The 25,769-nt window shown below is 61.6% G+C and carries 28 protein-coding genes; 10 read left to right on the forward strand and 18 right to left on the reverse strand.

Annotation, left to right across the window (positions count from 1 at the left end; genetic code table 11):
* Positions 1-3: 3 nt before the first annotated feature.
* The 3 genes from ETW24_RS20495 to dapE are packed head-to-tail and all read right to left on the reverse strand — an operon-like array spanning position 4 to position 2,140.
* On the reverse strand, positions 4-576 hold the full coding sequence (locus tag ETW24_RS20495; RefSeq protein ID WP_129372753.1) for a TIGR04282 family arsenosugar biosynthesis glycosyltransferase: 573 nt from the start codon (positions 574-576) through the stop codon (positions 4-6).
* On the reverse strand, positions 573-998 hold the full coding sequence (locus tag ETW24_RS20500) for a GNAT family N-acetyltransferase (protein WP_129372754.1): 426 nt from the start codon (positions 996-998) through the stop codon (positions 573-575). The genes ETW24_RS20495 and ETW24_RS20500 overlap by 4 nt, the downstream gene beginning before the upstream one ends.
* A complete protein-coding gene (dapE, locus tag ETW24_RS20505; protein WP_129372755.1) occupies positions 995-2,140 on the reverse strand; it encodes a succinyl-diaminopimelate desuccinylase in 1,146 nt (381 codons plus the stop codon). The genes ETW24_RS20500 and dapE overlap by 4 nt, the downstream gene beginning before the upstream one ends.
* A gap of 316 nt (positions 2,141-2,456) precedes the next feature.
* Between dapE and ETW24_RS20510 the strand changes: the two genes are divergently transcribed.
* From ETW24_RS20510 to ETW24_RS20520, 3 genes are all read left to right on the forward strand, one after another.
* Positions 2,457-4,028: a Hint domain-containing protein gene (locus ETW24_RS20510; RefSeq protein ID WP_129372756.1), complete on the forward strand. Its 1,572-nt coding sequence runs from the start codon at positions 2,457-2,459 to the stop codon at positions 4,026-4,028.
* A 5-nt stretch (positions 4,029-4,033) separates the two neighbouring features.
* A complete protein-coding gene (locus ETW24_RS20515) occupies positions 4,034-5,107 on the forward strand; it encodes a Hint domain-containing protein (protein ID WP_254695660.1) in 1,074 nt (357 codons plus the stop codon).
* Positions 5,108-5,245: 138 nt separating this feature from the next.
* Positions 5,246-6,271, forward strand: coding sequence for a transporter substrate-binding domain-containing protein (locus ETW24_RS20520; RefSeq protein WP_129372995.1), 1,026 nt, complete (start codon positions 5,246-5,248; stop codon positions 6,269-6,271).
* Positions 6,272-6,280: 9 nt separating this feature from the next.
* Here the strand turns inward: ETW24_RS20520 and ETW24_RS20525 are convergent, their stop codons facing one another.
* Positions 6,281-6,628 carry a hypothetical protein gene (locus tag ETW24_RS20525; RefSeq protein ID WP_205877425.1) on the reverse strand — a complete coding sequence of 116 codons (348 nt, stop codon included), beginning with the start codon at positions 6,626-6,628 and terminating at the stop codon, positions 6,281-6,283.
* Between the two features lie 140 nt (positions 6,629-6,768).
* Between ETW24_RS20525 and ETW24_RS20530 the strand changes: the two genes are divergently transcribed.
* Positions 6,769-7,302 (forward strand): HutD/Ves family protein, encoded by a 534-nt coding sequence (locus ETW24_RS20530; RefSeq protein WP_129372758.1) that lies wholly within the window; start codon positions 6,769-6,771, stop codon positions 7,300-7,302.
* Here ETW24_RS20530 and ETW24_RS20535 read toward each other — a convergent pair.
* The 4 genes from ETW24_RS20535 to ETW24_RS20550 all read right to left on the reverse strand — a co-directional run bounded on the left by ETW24_RS20535 (position 7,299) and on the right by ETW24_RS20550 (position 11,404).
* Entirely contained in the window at positions 7,299-8,666 is a 1,368-nt protein-coding gene (locus ETW24_RS20535) for a formimidoylglutamate deiminase (RefSeq protein WP_129372759.1), read from the reverse strand. The two genes, ETW24_RS20530 and ETW24_RS20535, sit on opposite strands and share 4 nt — an antisense overlap.
* 241 nt (positions 8,667-8,907) lie before the next feature.
* A complete protein-coding gene (gene dapD / locus ETW24_RS20540) occupies positions 8,908-9,735 on the reverse strand; it encodes a 2,3,4,5-tetrahydropyridine-2,6-dicarboxylate N-succinyltransferase (RefSeq protein ID WP_129372760.1) in 828 nt (275 codons plus the stop codon).
* Between the two features lie 110 nt (positions 9,736-9,845).
* Complete coding sequence (locus ETW24_RS20545; protein ID WP_129372761.1) at positions 9,846-10,445, reverse strand: GntR family transcriptional regulator; 600 nt, start codon at positions 10,443-10,445, stop codon at positions 9,846-9,848.
* A 38-nt stretch (positions 10,446-10,483) separates the two neighbouring features.
* Entirely contained in the window at positions 10,484-11,404 is a 921-nt protein-coding gene (locus ETW24_RS20550) for a threonine/serine dehydratase (protein WP_129372762.1), read from the reverse strand.
* A 146-nt stretch (positions 11,405-11,550) separates the two neighbouring features.
* Here ETW24_RS20550 and ETW24_RS20555 point away from each other — a divergent pair, with 146 nt between their 5' ends.
* Complete coding sequence (locus ETW24_RS20555) at positions 11,551-12,399, forward strand: TIGR00730 family Rossman fold protein (protein ID WP_129372763.1); 849 nt, start codon at positions 11,551-11,553, stop codon at positions 12,397-12,399.
* Between the two features lie 30 nt (positions 12,400-12,429).
* Here ETW24_RS20555 and ETW24_RS20560 read toward each other — a convergent pair whose 3' ends face one another.
* A complete protein-coding gene (locus tag ETW24_RS20560; protein WP_129372764.1) occupies positions 12,430-12,639 on the reverse strand; it encodes a hypothetical protein in 210 nt (69 codons plus the stop codon).
* 331 nt (positions 12,640-12,970) lie between these two features.
* Between ETW24_RS20560 and ETW24_RS20565 the strand changes: the two genes are divergently transcribed.
* Positions 12,971-14,212, forward strand: coding sequence for a reprolysin-like metallopeptidase (locus tag ETW24_RS20565; protein ID WP_129372765.1), 1,242 nt, complete (start codon positions 12,971-12,973; stop codon positions 14,210-14,212).
* 36 nt (positions 14,213-14,248) lie between these two features.
* On the opposite strand, the gene rlmN is transcribed toward ETW24_RS20565, so the two are convergent.
* The 3 genes from rlmN to ETW24_RS20580 form a co-directional block, all read right to left on the reverse strand.
* Positions 14,249-15,436, reverse strand: a complete 1,188-nt coding sequence (gene rlmN, locus ETW24_RS20570) for a 23S rRNA (adenine(2503)-C(2))-methyltransferase RlmN (protein WP_129372766.1) — start codon at positions 15,434-15,436, stop codon at positions 14,249-14,251.
* Positions 15,437-15,545: 109 nt separating this feature from the next.
* A complete protein-coding gene (locus tag ETW24_RS20575; protein WP_129372767.1) occupies positions 15,546-15,941 on the reverse strand; it encodes a lysozyme inhibitor LprI family protein in 396 nt (131 codons plus the stop codon).
* Between the two features lie 102 nt (positions 15,942-16,043).
* A complete protein-coding gene (locus ETW24_RS20580) occupies positions 16,044-16,574 on the reverse strand; it encodes an invasion associated locus B family protein (RefSeq protein ID WP_129372768.1) in 531 nt (176 codons plus the stop codon).
* 193 nt (positions 16,575-16,767) lie between these two features.
* Here ETW24_RS20580 and ETW24_RS20585 point away from each other — a divergent pair, with 193 nt between their 5' ends.
* Positions 16,768-17,766, forward strand: coding sequence for an asparaginase (locus tag ETW24_RS20585; protein WP_129372769.1), 999 nt, complete (start codon positions 16,768-16,770; stop codon positions 17,764-17,766).
* Between the two features lie 36 nt (positions 17,767-17,802).
* Here the strand turns inward: ETW24_RS20585 and ETW24_RS20590 are convergent, their stop codons facing one another.
* From ETW24_RS20590 to serB, 5 genes are all read right to left on the reverse strand, one after another.
* Positions 17,803-18,123, reverse strand: a complete 321-nt coding sequence (locus ETW24_RS20590; protein ID WP_129372770.1) for a YciI family protein — start codon at positions 18,121-18,123, stop codon at positions 17,803-17,805.
* Positions 18,124-18,156: 33 nt separating this feature from the next.
* Entirely contained in the window at positions 18,157-18,594 is a 438-nt protein-coding gene (locus tag ETW24_RS20595; protein WP_129372771.1) for an SRPBCC family protein, read from the reverse strand.
* 13 nt (positions 18,595-18,607) lie between these two features.
* Positions 18,608-18,928 carry an ArsR/SmtB family transcription factor gene (locus ETW24_RS20600; RefSeq protein ID WP_129372772.1) on the reverse strand — a complete coding sequence of 107 codons (321 nt, stop codon included), beginning with the start codon at positions 18,926-18,928 and terminating at the stop codon, positions 18,608-18,610.
* A 137-nt stretch (positions 18,929-19,065) separates the two neighbouring features.
* Entirely contained in the window at positions 19,066-19,824 is a 759-nt protein-coding gene (locus ETW24_RS20605; RefSeq protein WP_129372773.1) for a TSUP family transporter, read from the reverse strand.
* Positions 19,825-19,832: 8 nt separating this feature from the next.
* Positions 19,833-20,708: a phosphoserine phosphatase SerB gene (serB, locus tag ETW24_RS20610; RefSeq protein WP_129372774.1), complete on the reverse strand. Its 876-nt coding sequence runs from the start codon at positions 20,706-20,708 to the stop codon at positions 19,833-19,835.
* Between the two features lie 279 nt (positions 20,709-20,987).
* Here serB and ETW24_RS20615 point away from each other — a divergent pair, with 279 nt between their 5' ends.
* The 3 genes from ETW24_RS20615 to ETW24_RS20625 all read left to right on the forward strand — a co-directional run bounded on the left by ETW24_RS20615 (position 20,988) and on the right by ETW24_RS20625 (position 24,657).
* Positions 20,988-22,142 (forward strand): phosphoserine transaminase, encoded by a 1,155-nt coding sequence (locus ETW24_RS20615; RefSeq protein WP_129372775.1) that lies wholly within the window; start codon positions 20,988-20,990, stop codon positions 22,140-22,142.
* Positions 22,143-22,239: 97 nt separating this feature from the next.
* On the forward strand, positions 22,240-23,835 hold the full coding sequence (serA, locus tag ETW24_RS20620; RefSeq protein WP_129372776.1) for a phosphoglycerate dehydrogenase: 1,596 nt from the start codon (positions 22,240-22,242) through the stop codon (positions 23,833-23,835).
* A 93-nt stretch (positions 23,836-23,928) separates the two neighbouring features.
* Positions 23,929-24,657: a metallophosphoesterase family protein gene (locus tag ETW24_RS20625; RefSeq protein ID WP_129372777.1), complete on the forward strand. Its 729-nt coding sequence runs from the start codon at positions 23,929-23,931 to the stop codon at positions 24,655-24,657.
* Between the two features lie 81 nt (positions 24,658-24,738).
* On the opposite strand, the gene tdh is transcribed toward ETW24_RS20625, so the two are convergent.
* Complete coding sequence (tdh, locus tag ETW24_RS20630) at positions 24,739-25,767, reverse strand: L-threonine 3-dehydrogenase (protein ID WP_129372996.1); 1,029 nt, start codon at positions 25,765-25,767, stop codon at positions 24,739-24,741.
* Between the last annotated feature and the right edge of the window lie 2 nt (positions 25,768-25,769).

Consider the following 25,769-nt stretch of genomic DNA (forward strand, 5'->3'; position numbering starts at 1 on the left):
AGCTTAGCGGCGGGGCAGATCGGCGGCGGTGTCGACGTCGCGCAGGGTATCAGTCAGGGCGATGCGGTATCCGGGCAGGGTCTGCAGCGTATCAGCCAGCGCATGTTCCGTTGACCAGCGGGTGTTTTGAAACAGACCGTGGGGCAGGCGGGCCGGGTGCTGGGCGCCCGCCAGCCAGTAACCGCCATCCTCCGCGGGGCCAAAGACAGCGTCGTGATCACCAAGGACTGCAAAGGCGCGGGCGATATGGGGGCGGGTGATGCCGGGGATGTCAGCGCCGATCAGGCAGACAGGGCCAGGCACAGATTGCAGCATCCGCTTCATCCGCTGGCCCAGGTCGCCATTGCCTTGCGGCAGGCGGGGCAGATCAGCGGGCCATACCTTTGAATTCACCGCGATGCCGGGGGCTGCCGCCAGCACAACCTGCCAGCGCGGATCGCGCAATCGCCGCATCAGCCGGGCGGATTGGTGGCGGAACCACCAGGTTGCCGGGATCACGCCTATATCCCGGCCCAGCCGGGTCTTGACCCGGCCCGGGCGCGGCTCCTTGACCATGATGATCAGGGTCCGTTTCACGTGAAATCGCGCAGCATGTCCCGGTGGTCGATGCCGGCATCGTCATAGACCGGGCCAAAGGCGGTGAACCCGAGCTTTTCATAGAACCCGATGGCATGGAGCTGCGCGCCCAGCTTGGCTTTGGATATGCCCGGTTTGGTCCGCGCGGTTTCCACCGCCGCTTCAATCAGCTTGGCACCCAGTCCGGTGCCGCGGGTAGACTGCAGCACGCAGACCCGGCCGATCTTGGCGGTGTCGCCTTTGAAGACAATCCGCGCGGTTCCCACCGGATCACCGTCCTGAACGGCCAGCAGGTGGGTGGCAGAGGCATCCAGCGTGTCCTGTTCCTCTTCCAACGGTACCCCTTGCTCCACCACAAACACCTGGTGGCGCAGAGCAAAGCAGGTCTCAAGATCGTCCGTGACTGCCATGCTCAGGCTCATGCGAAGAAATCCTGCAGAATGCGCGTGTAGATGGATTTCAGCTGGTGGATCTGGGCGACCTCCACCCGTTCGTCCACCTGATGCATGGTTTTGCCGACCAGGCCGAATTCTACCACCGGGCAGTGATTCTTGACGAAACGCGCATCCGACGTGCCGCCAGTGGTCGAGAGGTCAGGTTTGCGGCCCGTTTCCGCCTCCACCGCCGCTGAAACCAGATCTGACAGCACACCCGGCGGGGTGATGAAGCTTTCGCCGGAGACTTTTACCTTAATCCCGATTTCAACACCGAATTCGGCGGCCACTTTGTCAGCCTCGCCTTGCAGCCACGCGCGCAGGCTGGCGCCGCTGTGAGAATCGTTGAAGCGGATGTTGACGGTTGAGGCCGCCTGTGCCGGGATCACATTGGTGGCCGGGTTGCCGGTGTCGATGGTAACGACCGCCAGCGTCGAGGCATCAAAATGATCGGTGCCCTTGTCCAGCTCATGGCTGGCCAGGTGGTCCATCAGCCGCGCCATCGCGTTCAGCGGGTTGTTGGCGCGGTGCGGATAGGCCGAATGCCCCTGCACGCCGGTGACCGTGAACCATGCAGTGAGAGAGCCGCGGCGGCCGATCTTGATCATCTCGCCCATCTCATCGGGGCAGGTGGGTTCCCCCACCAGGCAAACCGACATCTGCTCGCCTTCGCGGTCCATGTAATCCAGCAGCGCGGTGGTGCCGTCCACGGCGTCGCCTTCCTCGTCGCCGGTGATGGTCAGGATGATGGCGCCGTCCGGCGGTGTATCCCGCACAAAATCAATCGCGGCAGCGGCAAATGCAGCGACCCCCGACTTCATGTCGGTGGCGCCGCGGCCGTACATGAAGCCGTCTTTCTCTTCTGCGCCAAAAGGCGGCATGGTCCAGGCGGCGGCGTCCCCCAAGGGAACAACATCGGTGTGACCGTTGAAACCAAAGGTTTTGGCGTGGCCCTTGGCGCCCCAGCGGGCAAACAGGTTGGAAACATCACCGCGATCAGTTCGGGCGCACTCAAAACCTGCGCCGCTCAGCAGTTTCTCCAGCAGCACCAGCGCGCCGCCTTCCTCGGGCGTCACCGACGGACAGCGGATCAGGTCGGCAGTCAGGCGGGCGGGATCGGTTTGCGGCATGGGCGGGCTCCTGAATTACGAGTGCACACAGGCCTAGCGCGGATCGGGGCGCTGTGCAATTCGCCGCTGCGGCAGGGAATGTGGCGCAAAAGCTGCGGTTTTGCAGATGCGCCCAGGCCAATCTGACTCACGTAAAATTTTATGTTAAGGCTTTGTTAATTATGACCCGAGGCAGGGCAACCAAACGAGCAACAAGGGCCGCAAAGGCCAAGCAGGGGCAAGCTGTGCGCAGCCGCGGCGCGCCTGTAATTGACAGCAGGTGCAGGCCTGTGTCTCTCGTTTGTCCGGCCTCTGACAGGCAAGAGGTGGGCAATCCATGGCAACAGGCGCTGAACTCAATTATCAGACAAACGCCTCTGCAACGCAGATGGCGCAAACAATTTTCGGCGATGGAGCCACTGTTGTCGGTGCTTCCTATTCGGGGTGGAGCCAGTCCTCGGCGATCTATTCAAACGGCGATGCCCTGGCACCGGGCGCAACACCCAGCGATTCCGGTGTCATTCTGTCGACCGGGCGGGCCAGCCATTTCACCCGGAATGGAAGCGACCCCAACCGGTCCACCCAAACCTCGACCAATACGTCCGGCGAAAGCAATAATGCGGATTTCAATGCCGCAGCGGGCACCAATACCTATGATGCTTCCTATCTGGATGTGAGCTTCATTCCCGATTCGGATGTGATGACGATGCAATTCGTCTTTTCCTCCGAAGAATTTCCGGAATTCCAAAATTCAGTCTATCAGGACGTGGTGGCGGTCTGGGTCAATGGCGAGCAGGCGTTGATGGAAATCGGCAACGGCCAGGCCAACCCCAGCAACATCAGTTCCTCTATCAACGAGAATCTGTATCTCGATAACGCCGGCGATGATTTCAACACCGAGATGGACGGGCTTACCCTGACCATGACGCTGACGATGCGTGTCAACCCCGGTGAAGTGAACGACATCCGCATCGGCATCGCCGATGTGAGCGACAGCCGCTACGACAGTAACCTGCTGATCGCCGCAGATTCGGTGCAGACCGATCTGGTGGCAATGACCGACAAGGTTTTTGTTGCACCGGACAGCAGCAAGACCATCGACGTGCTGGCCAATGACGTGAACAATTCCGGCGGCAGCCTGACCATCACCCATCTCAACGGTACTGCGGTGACGGCCGGGTCCGTGGTGACGCTCAACACCGGGCAAGAGGTGCAGCTGAACGCGGATGGCACGCTGACCCTGATCGGTGACGGCGATGTTGAGGACTTCAACTTTACTTATGGCGTGACCAATGGCGTCAATTCCGATACCGGCTTTGTCAATGCCAGCTCGATCCCCTGTTTCGTGGCGGGCACCCGGATCCGGACTCCCTATGGCGAGGTTCCGGTAGAGGATCTGATGCCCGGTGATCTGGTAGAGACCCGCGACGATGGTGCGCAGGTGCTGTGCTGGACCGGCGGGCGATCGGTGGCGGCAGAAGATGATTTTGCGCCGATCCGAATTGCTGCGGATACGTTTGACCGGCATGGCGAACTGATGGTTTCTCCGCAGCACCGGGTGCTGGTGCGCGGAGCCCATGCTGAATTGTTTTTTGGCGAGGAAGAGGTGCTGGTGGCAGCCAAGGATCTGGTCAATGGGCGCAGTGTGACACGCTGTCCGGGCGGCGAAGTCACCTATGTGCATCTGATGTTCGACCGTCACCAGGTGGTTTACTCCGAAGGTCTTGCTACTGAGAGCTTTTTGCCCGGTCCGCAGATCGTCAACCTGTTCGACCGGCCGGTGGCAGAGGAGATCTGCGCGCTGTTCCCGGAGCTTGATCCGGAAACGGGCACGGGTTACAGCACCGCAGCGCGGCCTGCGCTTAAAGCCTATGAAGGGCGGCTGCTGGCCGCGATCCAGGCGGCCTGACGCCGGTGGGCTGGTTTGCGGTCTTTGGCAGCGGCCATAATTGGAGCGATCCGCAGGTGCTGCTGACAGCGGGGGTATCTGACAGCGACGGCCTGTTGGTGCGCGGCACAATCATGCTGGAATTCCAGCTGCCGGAAAGCGCACGGCCAGAGCCGCTTCTGCTGTATTCGCAATGCGGCGATTGGCCGTTGCGGCTGGCATTGCAAGCGGTGCCGGGCGGCGGCTTAAGTTTTGTGCTGGAGCAAAGCGGTGCCGTGCTGCACCAGACGCTGAATCCTACCAGCCTGGGCCGCACCGGCCGGCTGCGGCTGCTCTATGCCTGGGATGCACCTGCCCGCACAGGGCGGCTGACGCTGGAACAGCCGGACGGCAGCCAGATGCAGATTGCTGCCCTGGCCAGACCCAAACCTTGGCGGCTGCGGGATCTGCAGGCGCTGACCGGACCGTTGGGCTATGTGGCGCCGGCAGTAGAATACGTGGCGTTCTCCAGCTGCATGGAGCCGGCCGGTCCGGCCCCGGCGCTGCTGCCTTCCACCCCGATTGCCACACCTGAAGGCTACCGTGCGCTGAATGGTTTGCAGCGGGGCGATCTGGTTCTGACCAGCAGCGGTGAGGCGGTGCCGGTCTTGCATGTGATCGAACGCCAGGTGCCGGCGCTGGGTTCCTTTGCGCCGGTGCGGCTCAGGGCGCCTTACTTCGGGCTGCTTCGGGACATTCAGGCAGCACCGTTTCAGCGGCTGGTGCTGTCCGGTTCGGAGGTGGAGTATCTGTTCGGGCAGCCTGCGGTTCTGGTGCCGGCCGGCAATTTGCTGGGGACCGGCACCGCATTGCGGGGTGCGTCAGCCGCTCCGCTGATCACTTACCGTCAGGCGGTGCTGCCGGATCATGAACCGCTGCTGGCCGCCGGCGCCATGACCGAGAGCCTGTTCCTCGGCCGCCTGCGCCGCGATCCCCAGCGGCTGGCTGCCAGCCTTTTGGCACCGCTGGGCGCCGCAGCCCTGCCCGAGCACCGGCAGCCGAAATTCCCGGTGCTGCGGGCCTTTGACGCTGCAGTACTGGCTGAACGGCGGACGGCCTGACACAGTCGCGGCATCGAATTCCGCCTTTGCCGCCAAGGCGCTTGCGTGAAAAAAAGGAACCGCCTAAGGACATTGAAACCGTCCCAGAGGCCTGACCCGAGCGTTTCCGTGCTGTATCTCCGCCTGACCACCGCCGCCATGTTCCTGATTTGGGGGCAATTGCTGTCTGCGCAGGTGCTGACTGTCAACACGGTCACCCGTCCGCCGTTTTCGATGGTGGAAGAGGGGCGTGACACGGGCTTCTCGCTGGAATTGCTCAAAGTCCTCTCTGAACGGTTGGATTGGGAGTACCGCGTCAACCGCACGAGCAGCTTTGCAGAGATGCTGGACGGGGTGCGCAGCGGCGAGGCGGATCTGGCCGCAGCCAATATATCCATCACCGCCTCGCGCGAAATCACGATGGACTTCAGCCATCCGATTTTTGAAAGCGGGCTGCAGATCATGGTGCAGGCCGATGAAATCCGCCAGCCGTCGCTGTTCAGGGCGCTGCTGTCCTGGGATCTGGCCGCGGCGATCGGCATTGCCTTTTTGCTGCTGTTCGGCGGCGGCATGCTGATGTGGGTTTTCGAGCGCCGCGCCCAGCCCTATTTCGACCGCCCCTTGAAAGAGGCCTGGTTTCCGTCCTTCTGGTGGGCGCTGAACCTGGTGGTGAACGGCGGATTTGAGGAACGGGTGCCGCGTACGCCGGTAGGCCGGATGTTCGGTGTGGTGCTGGTTGTGTCGTCGCTGTTCGTCGTCTCGGTCTTTGTCGCCAAGATCACTGCTGTGATGACAGTGGAGGCGATCAGCGGCTCGGTGAACTCGGTGAACGATCTTTATGGAAGATCCGTTGCAACAATCGGCGGGTCGACCGCAGCCGGGTTCCTTGATCGGCGCGAGATCGACTATTCCGCCTTTAGCGGTCTGGAAGAGATGCTGGCCGCCTTTGAAGCCGGTGAGGTGAAGTCATTGGTTTTTGATGCGCCAGTGCTGAACTATTATGTTCAACAGGGCGGGTACCAGTTCGGATACACCATAGGCCAGCCGTTCCTGCGCGAGAATTACGGGCTGGTGTTCCCGGCCGGCTCGCCGCTGGTGGAAGAGGTCAATCAGGCGCTGCTGGCAATGCAGGAGGACGGCAGCTATGACGCCCTTTACCGCAAATGGTTCGGCAGCCAGAACTGACCTGCGGAGTTAGTGGAAAACCGGCTCCTCGCCGTCAAAGAACGGGGTCATCTGGGCAACGATCACGGCGTTTTCCTCCAGTGCCCGCTGCATCAGCGCGCGTTCTTCCTCACCGATCTCATGGCCTTCGGCCTCACGTTCCTCCAGGGTGCCGTATCCGGTCACATCCAGCGGCGCGGTGTCGGCCTGTTTCAGAATCGCCACGGTTTCACGCACCGCCTCGGCCTCGTCCACGCCGGAGGCATAAATCATCAGCGCCGCGCCGGTGGCGCCATCAGGCAGCCCGTCGCCGTCCTTGCGTCCGATCTGGACTAGCAGGGTATAGACTTGCTGGCGGGAGGGTTTCTTCTTTTCCATGCCGCCGCCATAGCGCCGGGGCGGGGGGGTGGTCAATCAAATTGCGGCAGGGGGAAACTGTCCGGGCTGGCGAATGGCTTGCAAGCAGGCGCGATCAGGAATTATGTCTACGCTTATTCAGTTTCCCAAAGGCCCCGCCGATGCGCATCTCCGCTCTGACTGCCCAGCCGGTGCCCTGGAAGAACGGCGGCGGTGTGACCCGTGAATTGGCCTTGCATCAGGAAGACGGCCAGATGATCTGGCGTCTCAGCCTGGCGGATATTTCGCGCAGCGGCCCGTTTTCCGCCTTTCCGGGCCTGGCCCGCATCCATTGCATCGTAGAGGGCGCGGGCCACACGCTGTCAAATAGCGATACACAGCTGCAAGCGTGGCCGCTGAAACCGCTGTGTTTCGATGGCGGCTTGGATTTGGACTGCCGTCTGCGTGAAGGGCCCTGCAAGGCCTGCAATGTGATCTACGATCCGGTGCGGGTCACGGCAGACGCCGCAATTTTGAGAGACGGCGCGCTGCCCGATGCTGCAGGCAGCCAAGTGTTCTTTGTTGTCTCCGGCAGCCTGAAGCTTGCAGGCCAGGGCCACTTTGCTCCGGGTGAAGGGATCGTCCTGGAAAGCACCGCCAGCGGAAGGATCTCCGATGGCGGCGTGGTTATCCAGTTACGGTTTTTGCCTGTTTAGAGACTGTTCAGCAGGTCGCTGATCGCGGTCCGGTATCCCGCAACCACACTGTCGCGAGCGATATGGCGGCCCTGTTGCACAACATGGCGGCCGGCGCTCCAGACATCCGTCACAGTGTCGTCGCCTGCCGCAAAACACAGTCCGTCCAGCATCTGCTCCGGCTTCAGCGCGCAGAGCGCCGGGACGCTGCTGTCGATGGCCACTAGATCCGCCAGCGCGCCTTCCTCGATCCGGCCGCCATCCCGGCCCAAGGCTTGCGCGCCGCCTTGGGCTGCGCCCAAATACAGCGTTTCCCCAACCGAGCCTTCTCCCGGCACCAGCACATTGCGGGCCAGGTCGCGCAAACGTTGGGAATACTCTAGCGTGCGCAGCTCCTCGGGCAGCGAAATCCGCACGTTAGAGTCTGAGCCAACCCCGAACGCGCCATTCTTCGCCAGATACTCTCTCCCGTTGAACGGGCCGTCGCCCAGGTTTGCCTCTGTAATCGGGCACAGCCCTGCGACCGCTCCCGAACGCGCCATGCCGGCAGTCTCAGCGCTTGTCATGTGGGTGGCATGGATCAAGCACCATTTGCCATCGACGGGTGCGTTGTCCAGCAGCCATTCGACCGGCCGTGCAGCCAGCCAATCACTGATGTCGGCGACTTCTTTTGGCTGCTCGGCGATATGGATATGCACCGGCAGCCCGTCCTGGATCTGCAGGACTGCTGCCAGGTCCTCGGGGCAGGTGGCGCGCAGCGAGTGCGGTGCGATGCCGACGCAGGCGTCCTGCGGCAGATCCCGCGCAGCAATTTTGCGGGCCCGGGCGACCAATTCAGAGAATTCCGCAACCGAATTGCCAAACCGCTGCTGGCCCCCATTCAGAGCCTGTTTTCCCGTCCCGCCGTAAGTATAGAGCACGGGCAGATGGGTGAGACCGATACCGGTCTGGCTGGCGGCGGCAAACACCCGCTCGCTAAGCTCGGTCAGTGATGCAAAATGCGCACCGCCCGGCTGGTGATGGACATAGTGGAACTCGCCCGCCGAGGCATAGCCGGCTTCCAGCATCTCCATGAAAACCAGCGCAGCGATAGCCTCGTATTGCTCCGGGGTGATGCGGTCCACGAACCGGTACATCAACTCGCGCCAGGTCCAGAAGCTGTCCTTGCCCGCTGCGCGGTATTCGGTCATTCCCGCCATCGCGCGCTGAAAGCTGTGGGAATGCAGATTGCCCAGCGACGGCAGCAGCACGTCTGCCCGCGCGTCGCCTGGCTGCGGCTGGGCACCGGATTCCATTGAGCAAATCCGGCCGCTCTCAATCGTCAGCCGGAGGTTCTCTGCCCATCCTTGGGGCAGGCGGGCGTGCTGGGCGAATATGGTCTGCATCTAACCCTCTTATGTGTAGATGTAATACTATTAGCGGCATGTTTTTTGTGCTGCAAGAGTATTGCGCTGGAGGGGCGCTGCCCCTTGGCCTTGCGGCCTCACCCCGGGATATTTCCGGCAAGAGGAATAGCGGACCCCTGTTTCTTCCTCTTGCTCGAAATATCCTGGGGTTTGGGGCAAAGCCCCAAAAAAAACGCGCCCGGATGGGGCGCGCTCTATTGTTTCTGCGATGCAGCGCGGATCAGTCGCGCAGCAGCTCGTTGATGCCGGTCTTGGAGCGGGTCTTTTCATCGACGCGCTTCACGATCACTGCACAGTAAAGGCTGATGTTGTTCTTCGACGGCATCGAGCCTGCGACCACAACCGAGTAAGGCGGCACTTCGCCATAGGTCACTTCGCCGGTTTCGCGGTCTACGATCTTGGTCGATTTGCCGATGAACACGCCCATACCCAGAACCGAGCCTTCGCGCACGATGCAGCCTTCGACCACCTCGGAACGGGCGCCGATGAAACAGTTGTCCTCGATGATGGTGGGGCCCGCCTGCATCGGTTCCAGCACGCCGCCGATGCCGACGCCGCCGGAGAGGTGCACGTTCTTGCCGATCTGCGCGCAGGAGCCGACGGTGGCCCAGGTGTCGACCATGGTGCCTTCGCCGACATAGGCGCCGAGGTTCACGAAAGAAGGCATCAGCACCGCACCCGGCGCGATATAGGCGGATTTGCGGACGACGCAGTTCGGCACCGCGCGGAAGCCGGCAGATTTCCACTGATCTTCACCCCAGCCGGCAAATTTGCTGTCGACTTTGTCCCACCAGCCGCCGGCCTGCGGGCCGCCTTCGTGGATTTCCATGTCCTTGATGCGGAAGCCCAAAAGCACCGCTTTTTTTGCCCATTGGTTCACGTGCCAGTCACCGCTGTCCAGCTTTTCGGCCACCCGCAGTGATCCGGAGTCCAGCGCGTTCAGGGTGTCTTCAATGGCTTCACGGGTCTCGCCGGTGGTGGCGGGGGTGATGGTGTCGCGCGCCTCCCAGGCGGCTTCGATCGCTGCTTCCAGCTGGGCGTTGGACATGGGTGTTCCTCCGGCATTCGTTAGATTCGGGGTTACATAACGGCAATCTGCTCGCAGGTCATGTCCGGATTGCGTCCAAATTGCCGCCCCCGACGGCGTTTTGCCGGCAGTCAGCGCACCCGGCGCAGGTGGCGGCGCAGGATTTCGCAAGCCGCAGCGGGATCGCGGCGCTCCATCGCCTGCACGATGGCGGCATGATCACTGTCTGTCCGGCGGGTCCATTGGTGCTGCCAGTTGGCAAACAAATGGCGGGCAGCGGCGATATGCAGATCGTCAATCGAGGCCAAGAGCCGGGGCATCGCGCAAGGAGCAAGGATCGTCTTGTGAAAGGCCCGGTTTAGCCGTTCCCAGCCAGCCATGTCCTGTGCCGCGTCGCAGGCGAGACGGGCAGCCTCGGCGGTTTCGATATCCTTTGGTGTCAGGCGGGCAAAGGCGTGGGTCAGGGCCAGAACCTCCAGCGCCACCCGCATCTCGATCACCTCACGGATTTCGGAAGGGTCCAGGGCGCTGACCCGGGTGCCGCGGCGGGGTTCGGATCGGGCGAGGCCATGCGCCTCCAGCCGCAGGAGCGCTTCGCGCACCGGAACGTGGCTGGCGTCAAACTCGCGCGCGATATGGTCCTGGCGCAGTTTTTCGCCGGCAGGCAGGCTGCCGGTGATGATGCGCTCGCTCAGGCTGCGGTAGATGGTATCTGCGATGGTTGCCGACATATCCTGGCGATACCGGGGCTGATGGAGGGCCGCAAGGATTATCCCAACGGGTCCGGGGCTATGTTGCCGCCGCAGATCAGCACCGCCACACGCTCGCCGGGCGCAGGGCGGTAGGCGCCGCACAACAGTGCGGCCAAGGCAGTGGCGCCTGCGGGTTCAACCAGGATCCGACGTTCGCGCCACAATGCGGTCTGTGCCCTGGTGATGGCGCTGTCCGGTACAGTCACCGAAGGCAGGCCCGGTTGCGAGGCAAGTTCGAAACAGATAGCGCCGATGCGTTTGGCGCCAAGAGCGTTGGCCGCGACGCCGGAGACGTCCACATCCACCGGCTGACGGGCCAGCAATGCCGCATTCAGCGCGCAAGAGGTTTCGGGCTCCACCGCCACGATCTTCTTTGCTCCCTGGAACCAGGCCAGTGCGCCGGCAATCAGCCCGCCGCCGCCCACCGCGATCAGAAGGGTATCTGCCTCAAGGCCTTGGGCCTGCCATTCGGCAAAGCAGGTGCCCTGGCCCGCAACCGTGGCGGGAGCGTCGTAGGCGTGGACCTGCATGGCGCCGGTATCCGCCTCATAGGCCTGGGCCTGTTCCAGTGCGTTGGCATAGGCGCCGGGTACCACCTGCAGATCAGCCCCGGTTCGTTCGATCAGTGATATTTTGGCCGGGCCTGCCATCTCGGGCACGTAAATCCGGGCCTTGTGGCCCAGCTGGTGCGCGGCATAGGCCGCGGCGGCGCCGTGGTTGCCGCCCGAGGCCGCCACCAGTCCCGCCGGCGGCACTGGCTGGCTCAGCAATGTGTTGAAGGCACCGCGGGCCTTAAAGCTGCCGGTGTGCTGCATGTGCTCCAGCTTCAGCTCCACCGGGAAATCCAGGCCGAAGCCCTGCGTTTGCATCACCGGGGTCTGCTGCACATGGGGGCTAACGCGTTCTGCTGCGTTCCTGATTTCATCCTGCCAGTTCATGCGCCGATCTCCCTGCCTGCTGCGCGGGAACCTTATCGGCGCCGCCGTTGTGTGCAAGCGCTACGGTGCGTTGTTGCATTCTTGATTGGCGCTAACGGCCAAGGGCGGCTACAAAGGGAGTCCTGTTGATTAATCTGGGATTTTTTATGACCGAAGACCGCCACAGCCGATTCCGCGATGCCCATTCCGACCGGGACCGGGCCGAACATGTGCCCGCCACGCCGCAGACCCAGGCGCCTGCCTACCGGCTTGCCTTTGCCGATGAAGAGTTTCTGTGCCGCGAGGAGCTGCGCCCGGTGCGGCTGCAGCTGGAGCTGCTGAAGCCTGAGCTGATGCTGAACGAACATGGCATCGAAAGCACCATCGTGATGTTTGGCGGCGCGCGGATCCCGGATCCCAAGCATAAGGATCAGGCGCGGACAAAGACGCTGGCGGATTTGTCGCATTTCTACGATGAGGCGCGCGAGTTTGCCCGGCTGATGACCGAAAAATCGAAGGAGAGCGGCGGCCGTCAGAACGTGATCGTAACCGGCGGCGGCCCCGGTGTGATGGAGGCGGGCAACCGCGGCGCGCTGGACGCGGGCGGCCAGTCCATTGGCCTGTCGATCGTGCTGCCGCATGAGCAGGCGCCCAACGGCTACGTAACGCCGGACCTCAGCTTCAATTTCCACTACTTCGCGATCCGCAAGATGCATTTCCTGATGCGGGCGCGGGCGATCACCGTATTCCCCGGCGGTTTCGGCACGCTGGATGAGCTGTTCGAGAGCCTGACCCTGATCCAGACCGGCCGGATGGAGCGGGTGCCCTTCCTGCTGTTCGGCAAGGAATTTTGGGACCGGATCATCAACTGGGAGGCGCTGGGTGACGCCGGCACCATTTCGGATCAGGATCTGGACCTGTTCCGCGTGGTCGACACTGCCCAGGAAGCGGTGGAGATCATCGACAACTGGGAGCCTGCGCCGCCGCGCGACAGCCTGCCCGGACGCGAGCGCTAATCTCGCTATGCAAGGCCGCTGCTGCCGGGATTAAGAGAGTTCCGGCGGCAGTCTGCCAATCTCGTCGCCGGTGGTCAGCCGGGTGAGGATCTGCGCACCTTCTACGGTTTTTACAGAATAGCCATAACCGCGCAGGCGGAATTGCCATTCCCGCGGGCTAAGTGCTTTTCCCCGTTCGCTGCGGATCAGGTCCAGCACGCTGGGGTCAATCGGGGCAGTCTTGCGTTCCATTGGAGCCATCTGTGAGTCCTTCTGAAAATGAATTGTCTGCGTTTTGGAAATTGTTCCCGGCAAAGGGCGGAATTTAAGCTGTATTGTGAAAAGAGTACGGCGGGCTGGCCTGTCTCCCGAAGTGCGGCTTCTGCGCAACAGTTCTCAGGCGTGGTGATGCCGCAGTAACGCGGGCAGTAGGACCGGCGGGAAACCGGACTTCATCAGACGGTTTTCGCGCAGGAATTTGCCAATTGCAGAAAATTGTCATTTCTTCGCTCGGCTTGAGGCCGGAAACGGGCCAAACTTGGCCACATTTACAAACAAAAACTTACCTGTAGCAGCATAGTGGAGACCGCTGATGTCCGAAGTTACAGATTACACGGCGCTTTTAGCCTATACATCGAACAGCAGCCTCCGCTGGAACAGCCTGACTGAGCCCGGTACTCAAACCGTGGTGACATACAGTTTTGTTGAGACCAGCGATTTGGGCAGTGTGGCTGACGACCCTTATGGCGCCAGCAGCTATTGGTCCTTCAACAGCACGCAGCGCGACTATTTCCGCCTGGCTCTTGCGGAGTTCGAAGAGGCGTCCGGCCTGCTGTTTGTCGAAACGGACGGCCCGGCGATGATCAACGCCTTTGGCTACAATGGCGGCTCTGCTGCGGGCTGGGCGGATCTTGCCTGGTCCACCTCATATTCCACCAATGAGGGGGAACTGGCGATTAAAAGCAGCAATATGGCGCCAGGGTCCTATGGCTATGAAACGGTGCTGCATGAGATCGGTCATGCACTGGGTCTTGAACACCCGCATGACGGTGACAATACGCTGGCGGACCATCTGGACGACCAGGAGCACACCGTGATGACCTATAACTATGCCGGGTATAACGTCACGGAGCTGGGTACGTTTGATGTGCAAGCCCTGACCCATCTTTATGGCGATACCGGCAGCACCGCAGGATGGAGAGCTTACGCCAATACGGCGGGCGACGTGGTGATCAAGGCCAGCAGCCGAGCAGAAACTGTATTGGCGACCGGGCAGGATACCAAGATTTATGCCAAGGGCGGCGATGACACTGTTATCGGACGCGAAGCGGATGACCGTCTGTTCGGCGGCGGCGGCGCGGACACTCTGACCGGTGGCTTTGGCGAAGACAGGCTGGCAGGCGGCAAGGGCTCGGACGTACTTATCGGCGGCTTGGATGAGACCGACTATTCAGGCGCCTACGGTGAAGACGACTTTCTCAAAGGAAATGGCGGCCGCGATACGCTTTTCGGTGGCCAGGGGGATGACAGGCTGATCGGTGGCAACGGGAAAGACCGCCTTGTCGGCGGTGAAGGGTCTGACGTCTTGACAGGAGGCAAACACGCGGATGTTTTTGTGTTCGTGTCTGCCGATTATTGGGAAGACGAAGTCATCAAGGATTTCGGCAAAGGCAATGACCGGATCGAATTCTCTGACACCTCAGTGGACGATTTCGGCGATCTGACCATCACACAGGTTAATGGCAACACGCTGATAGACTATTTCGGCAGTCACGAGATTGAGCTGACCGGCTATACCGGCACGCTCACCGAGGACCACTTCCTGTTTACTTGATACGGCAGCCGGGGACCCTGCCGCGCCGGGGCCGGGTTACTTCAACCCGGTTTCGGCCTCAATCTGCTTGCGGCTTTTGCGGGCGCGCTCGGTCGCCGATTTCAGCTGGCCGCAGGCCGCCATGATGTCATCGCCGCGGGTCTTGCGGATCGGCGAGGCATAGCCGGCCTGATAGACAATATTGGCAAAGGCATGAATACGGTTGTTAGAGGACCGCTTGTACGGGCTGCCGGGCCATTCATTGAACGGGATCAGGTTTATCTTGGCCGGGATATTGTAGCGCTTGATGTGCTCGATCAGACGGTGCGCGTCCGCGTCTGTGTCGTTCACCCCGTCCAGCATCACATATTCAAATGTGATCCGCTCGGAGTTCGACACTTTGGGGTAATCCGCCAGCGCCTGCAGCAGCGTGTCGATGTTCCAGCGTTTGTTGATCGGCACCAGCTTGTCGCGGATCTCGTTGGTGGTGGCGTGAAAGGAAATTGCCAGCAGACAGCCGATTTCTTCGGCGGTGCGGGCAATCTCCGGCACCACGCCTGAGGTCGACAGGGTGATCCGGCGGCGGCTGAGCGAGATGCCCTCGGGATCCATCGCAATCTTCATTGCATCGCGCACGTTGTCGAAATTGTACAGCGGCTCGCCCATACCCATCAGCACGATGTTTGACAGCAGGCGGGTTTCGTCCTTGGGCGCGCCCGGTACCGGCCATTCTTCCAGATCGTCGCGCGCCATCATCACTTGGCCGACAATCTCGGCCGGGGTCAGGTTGCGCACCAGCTTCTGGGTGCCGGTATGGCAGAAAGAGCAGGTCAGGGTGCAGCCCACCTGGGAAGAGATACACAGCGTGCCGCGGCCGTCTTCGGGGATATAGACGACCTCGACCTCATGGCCGCCATTGATGCGCACCAGATACTTGCGGGTGCCATCGGTGGAGACCTGTTTGCTCACCACTTCCGGAATGCGGACTTCGAATGTGTCCGCCAGTTCCGCGCGGTAAGCTTTGGCCAGGTTGGTCATATCCGCGAAATCGCGCTTGCCCCATTGATAGATCCACTGCCAGATCTGCCCGACCCGCATCTTGGCCTGCTTTTCCGGTGTGCCATGTTCGATCAGCACCTCGCGCATGCGCTCGCGGGTGAGGCCGACAAGGTTGATCTTGCCGCCCTCGGGATCCTTGCGGGGCAGGGTCAATACGTCCTGGGTGATCGGCGCGCTGGCGGTCATTGGCTTTAGCCTCGGTGCTGGTGGGCGGATGCGGCTCTATATAGGATTCCCGCAGAAGATCAAAAGGAATCCTTGAACACAAGTTTCAGACCGCAGATTTGACCAGTGCCTATTTGGAAAACCGCACCAGTTCTTCGACCCGGGCGCGGCCCAAGGTTGTCCAGCAGGCCCGCGTTGCAATTCCTGCGTCTTCACGTACTGCATGGGCCTCGCCGGCAAAAGCGCAATGCGCACCCCGGAACGCTTCCCATGCAGTCTGGCTCTGCATCAGTGCAGCTTCAACCGCAGTCCCGCCATTGGTGTTGTCGCGCTCTGCAGCGGCGACCATTGCGGCTTCCAGCGCGTTGAGCAGTGCGGCTTCCACCCCTTCTTCATCGTCCGCCACGCAGGATCCGATTTCCTCACGGGTTCCAGCGCCGCATTCCAGCGCCGGGTTGGCAAAAGCGGGCGGGAAGAGCAGCGCAACTGCAAGGCAAGCGCACGGGAGACTGGCTGAGTTCGGCATGGCAAGCACCTCCTGCGTAACATGCTACGCCGCTTGCGGGCCTCAAACAAGAAAACCCCGGCACGGGCCGGGGTTTGGTGTGTTTCCGCTAGGCAGCCGAAATTACTTGCTGCAGCGTTTCTCCGCGTCATCCAAGGCGGCTGTAAAGCCCAGCAGCGAGAAGCTGTCCTTGGTTTGGGTGCCCCGGGCGGAGCGCGCGGTCAGCACCGCATTTGCGCCGCGTTTCATGGCGGTGACAATCTTGGCATCATCCGCAGGCGTGGCCGGCCAGGCCCATTCGCCCTCGGTGAACAGTTCAAATTCGGACTCGCCGATGGCCATGTTCACGGTGGATCCCGGCGCAAAGGGGTAGCCGCCGGTAAAGCTGACTTCGCCTTTGGGGGCATCGCTGCTGCGGAAGGTGACAAACAGCTGGATCTCGCTGCGGCGCACCGCCACGACGCGGCCGTCGCGGGTGTTCACGGTTTCCTTTGGTGCGGAAACCCCCCAGCATTCATTTGGGTTTTCGCCTTCAAAGACGCTCCAGTCCACCTTGGCCGCAACGCGGTTATTCGACGTTGCTTGCGCAGATGCGGTGGTTGCCAATGCTGCCAGACACAGGCCCGCAGCCACGCGGGCAAGTTTCAATGCCATTTGTCCCGACTCCAAGACTGTTCTCTAAACCTCAAATACCAAACAAAGGGTCCGCAGCGTTTCAGCCGCCGTCTGATCCCGATCCCCTCGCTTGCGCTACACAAGCACACTAACGTAACTTGCACCACGGGCGAAAGTGCGTTTTGGCAGGATTTCGCCCAGAATTCTGCACGCAAACATGAGGGGAGATATCATGCCGAAACCTGTGCCCATGGCCGAAGTCTGGCGGGGTCCGCTGCTGGAGAGCCTGCATCTGGGTCATGCCGTCATTTGTGATGACACGGGCAAGGTGGTGCGCAGCTGGGGGGATCCGGATGCGGTGATCTACCCGCGCAGCTCGGCCAAGATGATCCAGGCGCTGCCGCTGATCACCTCCGGCGCTGCCGCGCGCTATGGTTTGACATCCGAACAGCTGGCGCTTGCCTGTGCGTCCCACAACGGCGCGCATATCCATACCGAGCGGGTGAATACCTGGCTGAATCAGCTGGGCCTTGGCGATGACGACTTCCGCTGCGGTACGCAATTGCCAGATGACATCCCGGCCCGCAATGAGCTGATCAAGAACGACAACAGCCCCTGCCAGGTTCACAACAACTGCTCTGGCAAACACGCGGGCTTTCTGACCCTGACGCAATATCTGGGGGCAGGGGCCGAGTATATCGAAATTGATCACCCGGTGCAGCAGGCCTGTTTGGCGGCGTTTGAGGAAACCACCGGGCAGGATAGTCCCGGCTATGGCATCGACGGCTGCTCAGCGCCGAATTTTGCCACCACCGTATCTGGCCTCGCACGGTCCATGGCTTGGTTTGCCAGTGCTGCAGACCGCTCTGACCGCGCATCGCAAGCGGCGCAGCAGCTGGTCGCGGCAATGACGGCGCATCCCGAATTGGTCGCAGGCGAAACCCGCTGCTGCACCAACCTGATGCGGGCCATGGGCGGAAAAGTGGCGGTCAAGACCGGCGCCGAAGCGGTGTTCATCGCGATCCTGCCTGAACAGAAAATGGGTGTAGCCGTGAAGATAACCGACGGCGCCACCCGCGCCAGCGAATGCGCAATTGCCGCGCTGATGGTCAGCCTTGGTGTGCTGGAGGCCGAGCATCCGGAAACCCGCAAATACATGAACAAGACACTTTACAGCCGCCGCGGGCTGGAGTGCGGATCCATCCGCCCGGCAGCCGAACTGCTGTTCTGAAAATAGCTGCCCCGGGCCGGCCCCGGGGCATGCAGCCTACATTTCCATGTCGATGATCTCGGCCACTTCGACTGAACCGTTGCCGCTCACCACCATCGGGCAGCCCTTGGCCATTTCGCAGGCAGCATCCTGGTCGGCCGCTTCGACCACCGTGTAGCCCGAAAGCGGATTGGCGCCGCCATTGTCCACGACCCCTCCGGCGCTGACGGTTTTGGACATGCCAACCGGCGCTCCGGGGATCTTCAGTGCTTCGCCCATCGACCCCATCCAGTTCTTCCAGGCCTCCATCTCCTTGGCGCCTTCTGCTTCGCTCTCGGGCTTCTTGCCGCCGTGATAGGCAAAAATGAACTGTGGCATTGGTCTTCTCCCTTGGTTGCGATGAATTCCTGTTCAGGGGCTTTCGGCCAGTTGCGCCTCCAGCTTACGCAGGGTCGAAGTCCAGCCCTGTTCGTGGCGCGATGCGATCTCACTGCCGTCCAGATCCCGGTGGTCAATCAGCAGCATGGCGCCGTTTTCGGTGGCAGAAATTGTAAAGGTCACATGGCTTTCGGCACCGCGGGTTCCGTCCTCCTCGTGCCAGGCCCAGGTGAAGCCGACGGATTTCGGCCCATCCACATGGGTCACTTGGCCCGAGACATGAAACCGCTGGCCGTCACTGTTCTGCATGACGGAATACCAAGGGCCGGTGCGGCTCAGGTCCAGATCATGTTCCGGGATATGCACCCCCTCCGGGCCCCACCACTTCAGCAGCTTGTCCGGGGTGGTCACCCAGGCGAACAGCTTTTCCGGACTGACAGGAAACACCCGTTGCAGCTGCAGATCACTCATGCGGTTTCCTCCATCAGGTGTCATCTGCCATTAAAGCCGTCTCCAGCCGGTCCAGACCGCCCTCCCAGAAGGCGCGCCGGGACTGGGTCCAATCGGCAATCATCCGCAGGCCTTCGGGCCGGGCGGAGTAAAGCCGCTTGGTGCCATCGGCGCGCTGGGTGACCAGCCCGGCCTCGCGCAGCACCTTCAGGTGGCGCGAGATCGCAGGTGCGGAAATGCCCGCACCCGGTGCCAGATCGCCTGCAGGCAGCTCGCCTTTTGCAATCAGCTGGTCGACGATCGACATGCGGGTTTCATCCGACAACGCGGCAAATGATTTCAGAATCGGTATCATATCTCTTGTTATCACTTTTGTTAATTAAGTGTCAGGTTAAAAATTTGATAGTAGACATATGGGTGCAATAGACCCGTATTCAGCATTTCAAAACCGCGCGGCCCAAAGCCCGGCGCCGGCAGGTGCGGGTCAGCAGATCACCGCATGTCCCAAAGAAGCTTCGCTGCCAGCGTAATTGAAGTCAGTACCAGCAGCGGCTTGATCAGCTTCGCGCCCTGCTTCTTTGCAAGCCCGGCCCCTGCACGCGCGCCGGCAATCTGCGCCAGACCCATCAGCAGGCCGGTGATCCACCAGGGGGTGGCAAAAAAGGAAAAGGCAACAAGTCCGCCCGCATTGGAGGCAAAGTTCAGCAGTTTGGTATGGGCCGTGGCCTTGAGGATGCCATAACCGGCAAGGGAGACAAAGGCGAGCATGTAGAAACTGCCTGCCCCCGGCCCCAGCAGCCCGTCATAAGCGCCGCACAAGGGAACTATTGTTGCGGCAAACAGGGCAGGCGATAGGCGGCGCTGCCGGTCCAGATCATCCAGCCCTTTCTTGACCGCAAAGAAAACAGCGATGGCTATCAGCAGCGCCGGCAGGAACAGGCGGATCCACTCGGTGGGCAGGAAGGTCACCAGAAAGGCGCCTGCAACCGATGCGGCAAAGGCAATCAGCGCAGGTTTACGCTGCGATTTCAGATCAACGTGTCCAGCCCGGGCATAGCTGGCCGCTGCGGTCGCCGCTCCGAACAGCCCCTGGATCTTGTTCGTCGCCAAGGCTGTGACCGGGCTGGCCCCCGCCAGCAGCAGTACAGGCAATGTCACCAATCCGCCGCCACCGGCAAGCGCGTCAATGAAACCCGCAACAAATCCGGCCGCTAGCAACAGCAGCAGGGTTTCGATCCCCACTTCAAGCATGTGATTGATCAGCCTTTGAAATCGTCGCGACCGTAGCCCTGGATGTACAGCAGCGCAGTCAGGTCACCGTGGTTGATGCGGATGTCGCATTCCGCCGCGACCGAAGGTTTGGCATGCAGCGCCACCCCGGCGCCTGCGCGTTTCAGCATCCCCAGATCATTGGCGCCGTCACCAACCGCAATGACATCCGCCTCGCCAATCCCCAGCCGGGCGGTTATCTGCTCCAGGGCCTCCACCTTGGCTTCCCGGCCCAATATCGGCCGGCCTGCCTCTCCGGTCAGCTTGCCGTCTTCCACGGTCAGGGTATTGGCGCGGTTTTCGTCAAACCCCAGCTCTGCCGCCACCTGTGCGGTGAACGCCGTGAACCCGCCCGACACCAGCGCCGCATAAGCGCCCTCTGCCTTCATCGTGGCCAGCAGATGCCTGCCGCCGGGCATGTAAGTGATGCGCTCGGCCAGCACCTTGCCGATCACCGTTTCCGGCAGGTCTTTCAGCAGTCCGACCCGCTCGGTCAGCGCGCCTTCAAAATCCAGCTCGCCGTTCATTGCCCGTGCGGTGATATCCTTGACCCGTGCGCCAACGCCCGCTTCTTCTGCCAGCTCGTCAATGCACTCCTGCTGGATCATGGTGGAATCCATATCGGCCAGCAGCATCTTCTTCTTGCGCCCGGCGCTGGGCTGAATGACCAGATCCACGCCCAGCTCCTGCAGGTCCTCCCAGACGTTCCACCGGTTGTCCGGCATCTGCTTCAGTGAAAACTCAGCCGCCGCGCCCGGCGCCAGCCAGACGGCCTCGCCACCGCCCCAGGCATTGCGCAGTGATTCGATCAGCGCAGGTTCCAGAACCGGGCGTTCAGGATTGCACAGCAGGGTGGCAGCAAACATCGGCGGGCTCCGTTTCATCGGGGTTCGTCTTGTCATAACGGCACGCCGCGGGATCGGCCAGCCTGCTCGGTGCTGTGAAAAACAGGGGGCGTTATAAGGCAGGCCGCCAGCAGCGAATTCGGGACGCCTGTTTCCGATGGTGGAAAAACGTGTCGCAAAAAGAGTGTGTATGGCCGTATTTCCCCGACTTTCCTGTTGCATGCCGCGCTGCAGCGCCCTAGCTCTGGTGGCGGGACACCCCTCCCCAACGAGGGGCGCTTATCTGGAAGGATAGCATTGATGGCTATTGCACAACCGGCATCGCGGCCGGCCAATCCGCGTTTTTCTTCTGGCCCCTGTGCCAAACCTCCCGTGTTTGATGTTGCCAAACTTGCCGGTGCGCCGCTGGGCCGCTCGCATCGTGCGGCAGTGGGCAAGGAGCGCCTGAAGGCGGCGATTGAAGGCACCCGCGAAATTCTGAACATCCCTGCTGACTACAAGATCGGCATTGTCCCGGCGTCGGATACCGGCGCTGTTGAGATGGCAATGTGGAACCTGCTGGGTGCCCGCGGCGTCGAGATGCTGGCCTGGGAAAGCTTCGGTTCTGGCTGGGTCACCGACGCGGTGAAGCAGCTGAAACTGGACGCCACCGTCAAGACCGCCGATTACGGCCAGATCGTGGACCTCGCCTCTGTCGATTTCTCCAATGACGTCGTTTTCACCTGGAACGGCACGACCTCCGGCGTGCGGGTTCCCAACGGCAACTGGATCCCGGCGGACCGCGAAGGGCTGACCATCTGCGATGCCACATCGGCAGCCTTTGCGCAGCGCCTGCCCTGGGATAAACTGGATGTGACCACTTTCTCCTGGCAGAAGGTGCTGGGCGGCGAAGCGGCGCACGGCATGATCATCCTTTCCCCCCGCGCTGTTGAACGGCTGGAAAGCTACACCCCCGCCTGGCCACTGCCGAAGATCTTCCGCCTGACCAAGGGCGGCAAGCTGATCGACGGCATTTTCCAGGGCGCCACCATCAACACGCCCTCGATGCTGGCGGTTGAGGATTACCTGCTGGCGCTGGACTGGGCGCGCTCGGTTGGCGGTATGGAAGGCCTGCGCGAACGCGCCTACGCCAACCTCGCCGCAGTGCAAAGCTTTGTGCAGGACAATCCCTGGATCGCGTTCCTGGCTGAACAGCCGGAATACCGCTCCAACACCAGTGTTTGCCTCAAGTTCACTGATGAGCGCATCCAGGACGGTGCAGCGTTTGCCAAGGCTGTGGCCAAACGGCTGGAAAATGAAGGCGCAGCCTATGACATCGGCGCCTATCGCGACGCGCCTGCGGGCCTGCGGATCTGGTGCGGCGGCACGGTTGAAACCACTGATGTGGCTGCGCTGATGCCTTGGATCAAATGGGCCTTCGAGGCTGAGATCGCCCTCCAGACTGAAGCCGCCTGAATTCGGCTCTGCTCCGGGGCGCATGCCCCGGACCCCCCAAGGGGGGACCTTCACAATTTCAGGCCGCACAGGCCCCCGTATGAAAAGGACCACAAATATGGCTCCCAAAGTCCTCATCTCCGATAAACTGTCCGAAGCTGCCGTCCAGATCTTCCGCGACCGCGGCATCGACGTCGATTTCCTGCCTGATGTGGGCAAGGACAAGGAAAAACTGGCGGAAATCATCGGCCAGTATGACGGCCTGGCGATCCGCTCGGCGACCAAAGTGACCGAAAAGATCCTGGAGAGTGCCGCAAACCTCAAGGTGATCGGACGCGCTGGCATCGGCACTGACAACATCGACAAAGAAGCCGCCTCCAAGCGCGGTGTCATTGTGATGAACACGCCCTTCGGCAACATGATCACCACCGCCGAACACGCCATCGCCATGATGTTCGCAACCGCTCGCCAGCTGCCCGAGGCCTCCGCTTCCACCCATGCCGGCAAGTGGGAGAAGTCCAAGTTCATGGGCACCGAACTGACCGCCAAGACCCTGGGTGTGATCGGCGCCGGCAACATCGGCGGCATCGTCTGCGACCGCGCCCGCGGCCTCAAGATGAAGGTGGTGGCCTATGACCCGTACCTGAGCACTGAGAAAGCCGACAAGATGGGCGTCGAAAAGGTGGAGCTGGACGAGCTGCTGTCCCGTGCCGATTTCATCACCCTGCATGTGCCGCTGACCGATCAGACCCGCAACATCCTGTCCAAGGAAAACCTGGAGAAGACCAAGAAGGGCGTGCGCATCATCAACTGCGCCCGCGGCGGCCTGGTGGACGAGGGCGCGCTGGCAGAACTGTTGACCTCCGGCCATGTGGCAGGTGCGGCCTTTGACGTGTTCTCGGTGGAACCGGCCAAGGAAAACGCGCTCTTCGGCCTGCCCAACGTGGTCTGCACTCCGCATTTGGGTGCCGCCACGACCGAGGCGCAGGAAAACGTCGCTCTGCAGGTGGCTGAGCAGATGTCCAACTACCTGCTGACCGGCGCGGTGGAAAACGCGCTCAACATGCCTTCGGTGACGGCGGAAGAAGCCAAGGTCATGGGCCCCTGGATCAAGCTGGCCGATCACCTGGGCAGCTTCGTGGGCCAGATGACGGATGAACCGATCAAGGCGATCAACATCCTCTATGACGGTGCCGCTTCGGAGATGAATCTGGACGCGCTGAACTGTGCGGTGATTGCCGGTATTATGAAACGCGCCAACCCCGAGGTGAACATGGTGTCCGCCCCGGTGGTCGCCAAGGAGCGCGGCATCCAGATATCGACCACAAACCAAGACAAATCCGGCACCTTCGACGGCTATGTCAAGGTGACCGCAGTGACCTCCAAGCGCGAACGCTCGGTGGCTGGCACCGTGTTCTCCGATGGCAAGCCGCGGTTTATCCAGATCAAGGGCATCAACATCGAGGCCGAGGTCGGTGCGCATATGCTGTACACCACCAACGAGGACGTGCCTGGCATCATCGGCACCCTGGGCCACACCCTGGGTGAAAGCGATGTGAACATTGCCAACTTCACCCTGGGCCGCTCCGAAGCTGGCGGCGAAGCCATCGCACTGCTTTATGTCGATGACGAAGTGCCCGCCGAGGTCCGCGCCAAACTGGCCGAAACCGGGCTGTTCAACCAGATCAAGCCGCTGGCATTCGATGTAGCCTAAGTGCTGAAGACGAAACTGGTTCAATCAGGAACGCCGCCCGGTTATAAGGGCGGCGTTTTCTTATCCGGGCTTCTTCAATCATAGGACTATGCCATGACCGCCCCCCTTTACGCGATCGGTGACATTCACGGCCAGCTTGCCATGCTGGAGGAGGCTTTGGCCCGGATCGAGGCCGACGGCGGCCCGGACGCACGGGTTGTCTTTCTGGGCGATTACACAGACCGCGGCCCGGACAGCCGCGGGGTGATCGAACGTTTGATCGCAGGCCAGGAGGAGGGCCGGGACTGGATCTGCCTGAAGGGGAACCACGACCGGATGTTTGAATGGTTCATGGAGGACATTCCGCGCCATGACCCGCATCTTCTGATCGGCTACCACTGGCTGCATGAGCGGATCGGCGGCAGTGAAACCCTTGCCAGCTACGGGCTGACATTCAAGGACCGCACCCGGCTCGACGATTTGCATGCACAAGCCAAAGAGGTGATACCCCTGCGTCACGCTGAATTCCTGCGCAGCCTCACGTCCCTCCACGAGACGCCTGATCTGGCCTTTGTGCACGCCGGAATCGTTCCCGGTGTACCGCTGGCCCGGCAGAAAGAGAACGATCTGGTCTGGATCCGGCAGCCGTTCCACGACCACACTGGTACGCACCCGAAACTGATTGTGCATGGCCATACACCAGTGGACTGCCCCAGCCATTACGGCAACCGCATCAACCTGGACAGCGGCGCCGGCTACGGCCGGCCGCTCAGTGCCGCCGTCTTCGAAGGCCGCAACTGCTGGCAGCTCACGGAAAACGGCCGCCAGCCGCTGACCCCGTAGTATTCTCTTCTTCTTCTGGCTCAAAATATCCTGGGGGTGAGCGCCAGCGGCGCGAGGGGGCAAAGCCCCCTCAACCAATCCTCAGCCCCAGTCCAGCACTACCTTGCCGCTGGACCCGGATTTCATCGCCGCAAAACCCTCGGCAAAGTCATCGACGCCAAAGCGGTGGGTTATGACCCGGCTCACATCCAGCCCGTTCTGCAACATCGCGATCATCTTGTACCAGGTCTCGAACATTTCGCGCCCATAGACGCCCTTGATGGTGACAGCCTTGAACACGATGCGCGACCAGTCGACCGGCGATTTTCCCGGCGGAATGCCCAACAGGGCAATCTTGCCGCCCATCACCAGCGCTTCGACCATCTGATCCAATGCCGCTTGCGAGCCGGACATTTCCAGCCCGACATCAAACCCCTGTTTCAGGCCCAACTCGCGCACCACATCCTGCAAGTCTTCCTGCGCCACGTTCACCGCGCGCACTGCCGGAACCACATGTTCCGCCAGTGTCAGGCGATCCGGGTTGATATCGGTGATCACCACATGGCGCGCGCCGGCATGTTTCGCCACCGCCGCCGCCATGATGCCAATGGGGCCTGCGCCGGTAATCAGCACGTCTTCGCCCAGCAGATCAAAGCTGAGCGCCGTATGCACAGCATTGCCCAAAGGGTCCAAAATGGCGCCGATCTCATCCGGGATTTCCTCCGGCAGCGGCACCACGTTAAAGGCCGGGAGTTTCAGATACTGGGCAAAGGCGCCTTGCTCATTCACCCCGATGCCGCGGGTTCCGGGATCCAGGTGGAATTTGCCGGCGCGGCTCTGGCGCGAGTCCGTCTTGATCAGATGCCCCTCGCCGGAGCAGCGCTGCCCCACGGCCAAATCGGTGACATTGCGCCCGATCTCGACGATTTCGCCCGCAAATTCATGCCCGGTAATCATTGGCACCGGCACGGTGTGCGAGGCCCACTCATCCCAGTTCCAGATGTGGATGTCGGTGCCGCAGATGCCGGTCTTCCTGATCTTGATCAGCACTTCGTCCGGGCCGATCTCCGGCACCGGCGCCTGAACCATCCACAGACCTTCCTGCGGATGGCTCTTCTCCAGCGCCTTCATCG

Source organism: Leisingera sp. NJS204, from assembly GCF_004123675.1.
Lineage (GTDB): Bacteria > Pseudomonadota > Alphaproteobacteria > Rhodobacterales > Rhodobacteraceae > Leisingera.